This is a genomic window from Desulfovibrio piger (assembly GCF_012843875.1).
Taxonomy (GTDB): domain Bacteria; phylum Desulfobacterota; class Desulfovibrionia; order Desulfovibrionales; family Desulfovibrionaceae; genus Desulfovibrio.
On record NZ_JABAFY010000068.1, the window covers coordinates 1 to 10,369 of the forward strand.

Annotated in this window: 9 protein-coding genes; 1 reads left to right on the top strand and 8 read right to left on the bottom strand. The window is 59.3% G+C overall.

The genetic code is table 11. The features are described 5' to 3' along the window. Positions 1 to 220: 220 nt before the first annotated feature. From HF854_RS11490 to fdnG, 8 genes are all read right to left on the bottom strand, one after another. On the bottom strand, positions 221 to 409 hold the full coding sequence (locus HF854_RS11490) for a rubredoxin (protein ID WP_168936417.1): 189 nt from the start codon (positions 407 to 409) through the stop codon (positions 221 to 223). Between the two features lie 54 nt (positions 410 to 463). After that, on the bottom strand, positions 464 to 865 hold the full coding sequence (locus tag HF854_RS11495) for a Fur family transcriptional regulator (RefSeq protein WP_040369377.1): 402 nt from the start codon (positions 863 to 865) through the stop codon (positions 464 to 466). A gap of 76 nt (positions 866 to 941) precedes the next feature. Beyond that, on the bottom strand, positions 942 to 2,279 hold the full coding sequence (locus HF854_RS11500) for a glycerate kinase type-2 family protein (protein ID WP_168936424.1): 1,338 nt from the start codon (positions 2,277 to 2,279) through the stop codon (positions 942 to 944). A 65-nt stretch (positions 2,280 to 2,344) separates the two neighbouring features. After that, the gene (locus HF854_RS11505; protein ID WP_239465054.1) at positions 2,345 to 2,920 is read right to left on the bottom strand and encodes an FmdE family protein; all 576 of its coding nucleotides are present in this window, start codon (positions 2,918 to 2,920) and stop codon (positions 2,345 to 2,347) included. Positions 2,921 to 3,234: 314 nt separating this feature from the next. After that, positions 3,235 to 3,615, bottom strand: a complete 381-nt coding sequence (locus HF854_RS11510) for a cytochrome c3 family protein (protein WP_168936419.1) — start codon at positions 3,613 to 3,615, stop codon at positions 3,235 to 3,237. A gap of 77 nt (positions 3,616 to 3,692) precedes the next feature. After that, positions 3,693 to 4,652 (bottom strand): formate dehydrogenase accessory protein FdhE, encoded by a 960-nt coding sequence (locus HF854_RS11515; RefSeq protein ID WP_168936420.1) that lies wholly within the window; start codon positions 4,650 to 4,652, stop codon positions 3,693 to 3,695. A 68-nt stretch (positions 4,653 to 4,720) separates the two neighbouring features. Next, complete coding sequence (locus HF854_RS11520; protein WP_168936421.1) at positions 4,721 to 5,380, bottom strand: 4Fe-4S dicluster domain-containing protein; 660 nt, start codon at positions 5,378 to 5,380, stop codon at positions 4,721 to 4,723. A gap of 48 nt (positions 5,381 to 5,428) precedes the next feature. Beyond that, complete coding sequence (gene fdnG, locus HF854_RS11525) at positions 5,429 to 8,470, bottom strand: formate dehydrogenase-N subunit alpha (RefSeq protein WP_168936422.1); 3,042 nt, start codon at positions 8,468 to 8,470, stop codon at positions 5,429 to 5,431. Between the two features lie 599 nt (positions 8,471 to 9,069). Here fdnG and HF854_RS11530 point away from each other — a divergent pair. Further along, entirely contained in the window at positions 9,070 to 9,552 is a 483-nt protein-coding gene (locus HF854_RS11530; protein WP_168936423.1) for a hypothetical protein, read from the top strand. The last annotated feature ends 817 nt before the right edge of the window (positions 9,553 to 10,369 follow it).

A 10,369-nucleotide genomic window follows, 5' to 3' on the forward strand; every position in this document is an offset into this window, starting at 1 on the left:
GACTACTTTACCTTGCTTTGGCCTGTATCCTTTGGAGAAAACTGGTATAGCAAGATGTATGCCGGACATTCTCTTAACTGGAGTATGTCATTATAACATTCTTTATGCAATACTCTCAAAAAAAGACACCCGCATACCGGGTGTCTTTTACTCCGTGCCTGCACGATACAGTCACAGCCATCATAAAAAAGACGCCCCGAAGGGCGTCCTTGCCTGAATACTAATTTTCTTCCGAGAGGCGACGGAAACTTTTCTTTGCCGCGCCACAGACCGGACAGCGCCAGTCATCGGGAAGGTCCTCGAATTTAGTACCGGCAGGGATCTTGTGGCGTCTGTCGCCACGATCCGGGTCGTAGACATAACCGCAATTCACCATCTGGCAACGCCACATATCCTGAGCTTCAGCCATAACAATCTCCTTTGAGGGATCGGGACGGACAAAGTCCGTCCCGGAAGCGTGTGCTTACTTCAAGCCCTTGGCGGCGCAGGCTTCACAAATACCGTCAAATTCCACACGGGAATCGACGATGGAATAAAAGCCTTCTACCTGCATGCCTGCCACAGAGGGTACCGGCAGGGGTTGCATGACATCACCTATGCGCCCGCAATGGATGCAGCGCACATGCTGATGCCAGGAAATATCGCCATCGAACCGTTTTGTCGTCCCTGCCGCTTCGAGCCTGCGTATCTCGCCGGTATCCGCCAGGAAATCGAGGTTGCGGTATACCGTGCCGAGGCTGATGCGGGGCAGGCGCTCACGAACGATGCTGTACAGCTCATCCGCTGTGGGGTGTGTTTTGACTTTTCTCAGTTCTTCAAGGATGACAGCACGTTGCCTAGTCATTCTGGTCTGTGGTTGGGCCATAGCAAACTCCAATTATTTAATAAACATTACTATTTAAACCTGTCATTGTCAAGCTATGACCGCAAAGAAAAAACTTTTACTGAGCCTTTTCCGGCCAGACCAGCAGCACGGCCAGATCCATCACATTCGTCCGTGTGGGACCGGTCCGCAGCAGGGCACCGCAATGGTGAAGTATCGGATAACTATCATTTTTTTCCAGGGCATGACGTGCCTGCTCCATCCCCGTCACAGCGAGATTCCCGGCCCAGGCGCATCCTCCGGCAGCGTCCGTAGGGCCATCGGTGCCGTCCGTACCGGCAAACAGGGCGCAGACATGCGGGCAGTCCTGCAAGGCCAGGCTGGCTGCCAGCGCCATTTCCTGATTGCGCCCTCCCCTGCCCCCGCCGCGGAGCGTCACCGTCGTCTCCCCCCCGGCCAGCAGGCAGAGAGGCTGTGCATCCGCCGGCAGTTCGGCCGCCATCCGCCGGGCCTGCGCCACCAGCAGGGCCGCCTGCTCCCGGGCTTCCCCCACCATTTTGTCCGTCAGGATGACAGGACGGAAGCCCTGCTGCCGGGCCTGCTCCGCCGCCGCATCCAGGGCCTGCCGGTTGGTGGCGACCAGGGCATTCTGCACATGCCGGAACAAGGCATCCCCCGGCTTGGGCGTCTCGGCATTCTGACGCAGACAGCCTTTTTGAAGATGATCCAGGACAGCAGGCGGCATGGCCGGTGCCAGCTCGTAGCGGGCAAGGATGTCCATGCAGTCCGCAAACGTCGACGCATCCGGCGCTGTGGGACCTGAGGCGATGACATCCAGAGCGTCCCCCACCACGTCGGAAACGATCACGCTCACCACCCCGGCCGGAGCAGCCGTCCGGGCCAGCTGGCCACCGCTGAAACGGGACAGATGCTTCCTGACGGCATTGAGTTCCGCGATGGTCGCGCCGCTGCGCAGCAGCAGCTCCGTTACCTGCTGCATGTCTTCCAGAGTGACGCCGGGCACCGGGGCCGGCGTCAGGGCACTGGCCCCGCCTGTGAGCAGACAGAGAACAAGATCGTCTGTCGTCGTCCCGGCGGCCAGCTCCAGCAATGCCTGTGTGGCTGCTGCGCCTGCCGCGTCCGGGACAGGATGGGCGGCCTCCACCTGGGTGATCTGCCGTAACGGCAGACCGTGACCGTACTTGACCACCAGCAGCCCGCTATGGATGCGATCCTCCAGCAGCTCTTCCACGGCAGCACCCATGGGCGCGACCCCTTTGCCGGCTCCCAGCACCAGCAAACGGCCCCGGCGCGGCAGCGGCCAGCGTTTCCCGTCCACAAGCAGGCTGTCGCCTTCCAGACAGACATGACGCATCAGGGCCGCATCGGGAGCCACAGCCCGCACCCCGGCATCAAAAATGGAATACAGTACGGCTTTGCGGGCTTCCAGTTCCATCACGCTCTCTCCTGAAAAGAAAAGGCCCACGGCAGTATGCTTTCCGTGGGCCCGGAACGACAGGGCTATTCCTTTCCGGCAAGATAGGGGCCATCCCCCTGACAGCGACGGCACAGATCGCCCAGCACTGCCGGATACCATTCCCCGCAGCGCGGACAACGACGCACGACGCCTTTCCCCTTCTTCACCAAAAAGTCAGGATGGATACGCACAGGGGCGGCCTGGAGCAGGTCCATGCCGGCCGTGCGGATCTCTTCACGCAGCAGTTCCGGTTCCTGCTCACGCTTGGGCTTTTCCTTGAGAAACCAGGCCCGCACATGCGGATAGGCATCCAGGGCCTCCACGTTGAGACGGACGCGCGTCCCTTCCCCCGTATATTTGTCATACAGGGAAAGGGCATAAATACCAAAATGATAGACCTTCAACCAGCCGTTGCCCACCGTGCAGGGGGTCAGCAGCTGGATGGCATCCGGGAGACACTGGACCGTTTCTGAAACGGCGTCGTACAGGATGCCTTCCGGCAGGGTACGCCGTGCCATTTCCACCATATATCCGCCGATGATGACCCCGGGGGCCACATGGCCATGAAAATCCTTTACCACGGCCACAAAGGCATCGTGATCCCACTTTCCGATCCGCATGCGTGTCTCCATTGAAAATCCTGCGGCTCTTCCGCATATTGCCCGACCATCCGCGGGCTTCCTCTCCGGCCTTTCGGGAAAGGCCAAAATCCGAAAGTCCAGGCACGCAAGGACACCGGACAGGCCGCCTGCCGTGCCGAAGGACCTATTGTATAACGATACCCGCTTGTTGCAGCCCTGTAAACCGCATGGGCCGGAAAAACCTTCCGAAAAGGAACGATCAAGCGCGCATACCCGCACCCGGCAACCGTCCGGGCTCCAGAAAAAACTGCCCCGCAGGATCTCTCCCTGCGGGGCAGCAGACAGACTGTGACTTACTTTCCTTCGGCTCCGCCGCCCTGGGGAGGCATGTGGCACGGACGGCAGCCCGGTCCCAGCATGGCCGTATGGCAGCCATAGCAGGAACGCTCGGAATTCTTGGTATGATACGCCCAGAACAGGCTCTGGGGATCACGTTCCCGCGTCCCCTTCAGGGAGTGGCATTCCTCGCTTGCGCCACAGGACACATAGGCATCCTTGGCATCAGAGGGGGCCGCGTGATGACAGACGTCGCACTCCACGCTCTCATGGGTAGCGTGGTTGAACTTCACCCACATCTTTTTATGCTCCGAGCTCTTGAGCTCGATGGGCTTGTCCGGAGCCTTGGCGTCGCCAGCCACGGCCCAGGTGGCCGCGCCGCCGATCAATGACAGCATACATATCGCAATGAGCGCTCGTTTCATGCGTTACCTCGTAGTGACCGCTGGCCGCAAGGCAGCCACGGCAGCTCGTGCTAAAACGTGTTCCAGAAAGCGGGATGGATGGGCTGCAGGCCTTTTTTGGCCGCGACCATATCCATATGGAGCATCCCCAGCGCCAGGACGTCCAGATCGGGCGTCGTATCGCGCTCACGCAAGTCCACCGCCGGGCAGTAGGTCTTGCAGCGGGTGCACCAGTCCAGGCGCTCGCCCAGGGCATTCCCCGCTTCTTTCAGGATCTCCATGGCACCTGCCCCTTCTTCGCCGCAGAAGGGACAAGCCCCGCGGCGGAAGGTCCAGTCCGTGCCGCACAGCGAACAGTGGAGGTGCTTTTTGCCGCCACCGCCCGCCAGGAACGCGTTTTTCTCATCAAAAACAGGCCGGTCCAGATACGCTATGGAAGGCCCGGATCCGCAGACAGGACAATAGCCCTGCCGCCAGGCACCTTCCACGTTCCAGGGAGCCTCCTTCCCGTTCCCGTGCGGCGACAGCTCCACCAGGGCCCGCAGGACAGGCCCCAGCATAAAGCTGAACGCGAACAGCAGCACCTGTACAGGGATATCCAGATGCGCCGCTATCTTTCCCACGCTTTCGGCACTCTCGGCCGTCTCATTGAGCACGGCTTCCGCCAGGGCCACCGGAGCCTCAGGCCCCTGTGCAGCATCCAGGAAGAACGCCCGCAGCTTCGCCTCATGCGGCCTGACCACATCCTGGGCCGCAAGCAGCGGAATCAGGGTCTCGGCCGCGGCCCTGAGGGCTGTCCCGATACCGGCAAGCGACATCTCCGCCAGCAGCGGATAGCCCTGTGCGGCCCGCTCACGCTGCATCTCGGGCAGACGGATGCCGGCAGATTCCAGCAGGGGCTTGAGCTGTTCGGGCAGCGCGGCCCGAGCAGCCAGCAGCGGGGCAAAGGCTTGCAGGACAGGGGACAGGACAGGACGGCGGGCAAGGATACCGCTGACTGTTTCTTCCACGCTTTGACAGGATGCGGCCATGGATACTCCGGCTAACGAAGCCTGCGGGCTTCGGAGAGAGGGTGGGAACGGGGAGAAGGCAACGACATTTAGCCGAAGGTCGCGTATTCGTGATAAAACTCGGCTTCCTCCGCAAGCAGGTAGATCACGCTGACTTCGTCAGGATCTGCCAGGAATGCCTTGGGATGAGTCTTTTTGACGACCTCCAGCCGCTTTTTGGCAAGGGCCAGGATCTCGTCCCGTTCGCCAAAGGCCATGGCCCCGGTGGGGCAGGTCTTGACGCAGGCGGGCAGCATCCCGGCAGCGACGCGGTCGGCGCACATGTCGCACTTGGCAAGGGTCTTTTTGACCTTGTCATACCTGGGGATATTGTACGGACAGGCATGGATGACGTCTGCCATGTCCTGCTCGCTGAGCTTTTTGATCTTGTCGGTCACCAGCACGGCACCGGTCTTGGGATCCTTGATCATGGCGCCGGGCACGGCCATGTCGGCCACGTCCACGCAGATGGGCGTGACGCAGTGGCGGCACTGGTCCGGGAAGAAGTTCCAGACCACATTGCCCTGCTTGTCCAGATGCTCGTGGAAACGAACGATCTTGTAGTTGTTGGGGTTCAGATCCGGCGGATTCTGATGGCTCCCCCGCTGCTTGGTCTCGTTGGCGGGCAGATCGTGCCATTCCTTGCAGGCAAGCTGACAGCCGCGGCATGCCGTGCAGCGTGTGGTATCGACTAAAAATGCTTTCGGCATATCTTTGCTCCTTGGGGGGCGTGCCCCGAAGGGCACGCCCGGTGCTGGTTAAGCAATTTCCGTCAACTTGTCCGCCTTGCGGATGTTCACACAACAGGCCTTCGCTTCGGGGATGGTCGTGTTGGGGTCACAGGCCACAATGGTCAGACGGTTGGTGGAGTCGCCGCATTTCGGCGTCGTCCAGCCATAAGCAAAGGGCATACCGATCAGATGGACTGTCTTGCCCATGACCTTGAACGGACGGATGCGGACCGTCACCATGGCAATGGCTTCCACCCTGCCGCGGGCGCTTTCCACGATCACGCCGTCACCGTTGGCGATACCCTTTTCCTTGGCCAGCTCGGGGCTCATCTCCACGTAGAGCTGGGGCTCGGCTTCAAGCAGGTTGGGCACGTTGCGGGTCTCACCGCCGCCACACCAGTGTTCCGTCATGCTGTAGGTCGTCAGCACGATGGGATACTTGGGATCGGCAGCCTTGGCCAGTTTGTCCATATCACTGGTATGGAACTTGTAGACCGGGCTGCTCAGCTGCTTGGAGAAGGGATGCTGCGCCACGGGCGTTTCCGCCGGTTCGTAATGCTCGGGGAACGGGCCGTCCAGACGGCCGGGGCCGTACAGCTGGGCGTAACCGTCCGTCGTCATGATGTAGGCCAGCTTGCCGTTCTTGGTATCGGCCTGCGGCGCCCAGGGGCCGTCCGGCACGTCGCCCACCCACTTCTTGCCGTCCCATTCGATAACGGCCTTCTTGGGGTTGTAGGGCTTGCCGTTCAGGTCCACGGAAGCGCGGTTGTACAGGATGCGCCGGTTGACCGGCCAGCACCACGACCAGTTGGGATACAGGCCGATGGCGGCCTGCATGGGCGTCTGGGTCGGGTCGCGCCGCTTGGACTTGTTGCCTTCATCCTCCGTATAGCTGCCGGTGTACAGCCAGTTGAGGGACGAGGTGGAGCCGTCGGCCTGCAGGTTGCCGAACGCCGGGACCAGGTCGCCCTTCTTGTACAGGCGGTTGCCGATCTTGGTATCGGCCCAGAAGAAGCCGTTGATGCGGCGGGTCCATTCTTCGGGGTCGTACTTTTCGGGCCAGTTCATCTTCAGCAGGGCTTCGGGCAGCTTGCCGCCCTCGGCCTTGTACAGCTCGCGCAGCTTGTTGATCAGCGGCACGAACATGTCGGCGAAGTTGCGGGCTTCACCGGCGGGTTCCACGGCCTTGTCGAACCACAGCAGCCAGCGGCCGCTGTTGCTGATGGTACCGGCCTTTTCCACACGATGCGCCGACGGCAGCAGGAAGACTTCGGTCTTCATCTTCTTGGGGTCGACGCCGGGACGGTGCCAGTTGTCCGTGGTTTCGGAATTGTGCAGCTCGGCGCAGACCATCCAGTCCAGATTGTCCAGAGCCTTGCGCATCTTGTTGGTGTTGGGGAAGCTGTTCATGGGGTTGACGCCGAAGACAAAACCACCCTTGATCTTGCCCTGGTACATCTTGTCCATGACATACATGTACGAGTAGTCCGCTCCGGGCTCACCCTTGGGCAGCAGGCCGTAGCAGAAGTCATTTTCCGGTTTCGCCTCTTCACCGTACCAGCCCTTGAGCAGGCTGGCGAAGTACTTGGGCCGGTTGCCCCACCAGTTGGCACTGTTGGGGATCTTGGTGACCGGGGTATTGGCCTTGTTGAACTGGGCCAGGGTCTGCCAGGGAGCCAGCGGCAGGCCGATATAGCCGGGCAGCACATGGTACAGCAGGGCATGGTCCGTGGAGCCCTGCACGTTGGGCTCGCCACGCAGGGCGTTGATGCCGCCGCCGGCCACACCGATGTTGCCCAGCAGCAGCTGCACCAGCGTGGAGCAGCGGATATTCTGCACACCCACGGTATGCTGGGTCCAGCCCAGGGCATACAGGATGGTGCCGGCCTTGTCGGGCTTGCCGGTGGCACAGAACTGCTTGTAGACCTTGAGCAGGTTCTCTTCGGAAACACCCGTGATGTCGGAGACGTTCTTCAGGGTGTAACGCGAATAGTGCTTCTTCATCAGGTTGAAGACGCAGCGTTCGTGCTTCAGCGTGGCGTCACGCAGCGGAGCGCCGTCCGGGCCCTTTTCAAAGCCCCACTTGCTCTGGTCATACTTGCGCGCCTTGGCGTCATAGCCGCTGAAAAGGCCATCCTTGAAGTCATAGCCCTTGCCGACGATGAACGAGGCGTTGGTATAGTTGACGACGTAATCGTGGAAATAGCTGTTCGATTCCAGGATATAGTTGACCATACCGCCCAGGAACGCGATATCCGTACCGGAGCGCAGCGGCACATGATAATCGCAACGGGCGGACGTACGGGAGAACTTGGGGTCGACGTGGATAAGCGCCGCACCGTTGTCCTTGGCCCGCATGATCCATTTGAACGAAACAGGATGATGTTCAGCGGCATTGCTGCCGATAATAAGAACCACGTCGGCATTCTTGATGTCGATCCAGTGGTTGGTCATAGCACCGCGTCCGAACGACTCTGCCAGAGCCGCAACAGTGGGGCTGTGTCAGACCCGGGCCTGGTGGTCCATCTGGACAACACCCAGGCCGCGCATGGCTTGATGGATAACGGCGCATTCCTCGTTGGAGGCATGCGAGGTGCCCATCATGAAAATGCTTTCCAGACGGTTGACCGTCTGGCCCTTGCTGTTTTTGAGGATAAGATCCTTGTCACGCGTATCCTTCACGCGACGGGCGATCTTTTCCAGCATCCATCCCCAGTCCTTCTCTTCCCACTTTTCACTGTAGGGCGCCCGGTACAAAGGCTTGGTGAGGCGGTGCGGGTTCGTGTACATGGAGAACAGGGCTGCGCCCTTGGCACACAAGGCACCTTCGTTGACAGGGAAGTCAGGGTCGCCTTCCGTACTGACGAGCTTGCCGTCGCGCACGTAAGCGATGACCTGACAGCAGACAGCGCAGAACGGACAGATCGTGATGACTTCCTTCGCGCCTTCTATCTTGAGACTCCCGGCATAGGCCTGGGCCTCGCCGAGGTTGAAACCGAACTGGCTGAGCGAGAGACAGAGTGCACTCACGCCTGCCAGTTTCAGGAATCCCCTTCGTGTGTAGCTCATAGGCTTCCTCTCCTGGGTCAGGATGAAACAGGGAACATGCCGGAGGGAGTGCTTGCCTGACGGCTGCGAGCTCCGGCACGTTTTTTCTGTGAAGCGTTCCTGAAACAAGACGCCCCACAAAAAATATTTTATGAAACCGTAGCACCGAAACAAAAACTTAGCAAGGGGATACGACAAATAAACAACGTTGTTCAAAACGGGACAAAAGCATCCGCTCACCCCGGAAGTCTGCCCGGATAAGATCCTTCCTTCGTTGCGAATTTGCGAGACAAACAGGAACAACCGGCAAGGCCGACTTCGCGCGGACCTGCCATCTTTCCTTAAAAAAGCATGAGGTGAGCCCTCTTGCGGTCTCCCATGGATAGTCTGCCCGTCCCGCATGCAGAAACAAGTAAGCGGTCCAGGCATGTTCTTTGTAAGAGCCGTACCAGACCGTGAGGGTACGTCCCCAGCGGGCGACCAGCAAGGTCTCGCCTATTTTAGATGTCATATTCATCCGGACAGCCTGCTCCCCCAAAACGCCCCCGGGGACGCTCTTCTGCCTGTTGCCTATCTACCAAGAAACGTTTAGCCTTTTTCAAACTCTTAGGGAGGATCATATGCAGAAAGTCCTGACGCTTACGGCAACCTGTCTCCTGGGTATCCTTCTTTGCGCATCCGCAGCACTGGCTGATGAAGTAAAGACCGACCACTTTACGCTGAACCTTCCCTCCGGCTGGACGCAACCCCAGCCTGTGCAGTCTGCCCAGGGCGCGACCATGGCCATCCTCCAGAACGCCGCCGAACAGACCGTCATCACTGTGGCTGTCACGCCTGTCCCGCTTTCCGCCAAAGATCTCGCGATTCAGACCATTGCCAATATGAAGGCTGCCGGTTTCACGACCTCCGAACCTGTGGCTTCCGGCGATTCCTATGTGGGAGAATTCTCCAAAGAGCAGGTCAGGGGCGTCAGCTATTTCAGTGCCAACGGCAAGCTCGGCAGCGTCATCACCATCATGGGCGCTTCCCTCGATGCCGGTAAGAAGATGCTGAAGGACAATCTCAAGCCTGCCGACAGCAAGCTTTTCCCCACTGATTTCTAGCCGCTGCACTCCCCAGCTTTGCACGAACAACGGCCCCCGTCCCGACAGGACGAGGGCCGTTATTTATGTTTGAACACATACCAGATGTTCAAAAAAAGCGGGCTTTCTTTCGCCTTGGTCAAGGTGTTCCACAGGCGGATTTTGAGTCCGTATAAAAATATTTTTATATCAAATAGATAAGAATATCTGCATATCGTTTCTGCGGTATGCGGGCATCTTGCGTCCTTTCAATTTTTCTCCATCGAGCCCTGTCCGGAATGGAAAGGGCTCCCCTCTTTTTCTTTTTCCTGCCTCATTGCCCTTCTCCCTCCCCCAGCCCCGTTGTCCCACCAAAGTTTGCGTGACAATATATCTAATAATCTATATTTAAAAGCTGCTCATCAGCTTTCACAAAGGCAGTCCTGCCAGCAGGCGGGGCGGCAAAAGGAGGGGGAGATGAAAACGATGTATTGGAAAATCCTGGGTGCAGTAGCCCTGTCAGGGATGCTCTTTGCTCTGCCGGCATGGGCGGAAGAAGCAGGGGACATGCCTCAACCCCAGCCCGCGCAATGTGGCTCCGATCTCTCGTACAGAGATGACGACCCGCTGGCAGGGATCCTGAGTGCCCAGCGTGGCTGCTGCTCGTGGCATGGGGGCGTATCCGGGCAGTGCTATCAAGGACGCGTCGTGTGCAATGACGGGACGTTGAGTCCGTCATGCCGGTGCCAGTCATCCGAAACGGAATTGCAGACCGCCTCCTAAGAGGATGTCCGGCATGTTTTTTGATTTTAGAGCGTGTTTGGAAACTTCAGCTTTTATAGTTACAAGAAGGCATGTG

Excerpts from the sequence above, each read along its gene's own strand:
- HF854_RS11490 (WP_168936417.1), bottom strand. The coding sequence starts at position 409 with ATGGCTGAAGCTCAGGATATGTGGCGTTGCCAGATGGTGAATTGCGGT.
- HF854_RS11495 (WP_040369377.1), bottom strand. The coding sequence starts at position 865 with ATGGCCCAACCACAGACCAGAATGACTAGGCAACGTGCTGTCATCCTT.
- HF854_RS11500 (WP_168936424.1), bottom strand. The coding sequence starts at position 2,279 with ATGGAACTGGAAGCCCGCAAAGCCGTACTGTATTCCATTTTTGATGCC.
- HF854_RS11505 (WP_239465054.1), bottom strand. The coding sequence starts at position 2,920 with ATGCGGATCGGAAAGTGGGATCACGATGCCTTTGTGGCCGTGGTAAAG.
- HF854_RS11510 (WP_168936419.1), bottom strand. The coding sequence starts at position 3,615 with ATGCTGTCATTGATCGGCGGCGCGGCCACCTGGGCCGTGGCTGGCGAC.
- HF854_RS11515 (WP_168936420.1), bottom strand. The coding sequence starts at position 4,652 with ATGGCCGCATCCTGTCAAAGCGTGGAAGAAACAGTCAGCGGTATCCTT.
- HF854_RS11520 (WP_168936421.1), bottom strand. The coding sequence starts at position 5,380 with ATGCCGAAAGCATTTTTAGTCGATACCACACGCTGCACGGCATGCCGC.
- HF854_RS11530 (WP_168936423.1), top strand. The coding sequence starts at position 9,070 with ATGCAGAAAGTCCTGACGCTTACGGCAACCTGTCTCCTGGGTATCCTT.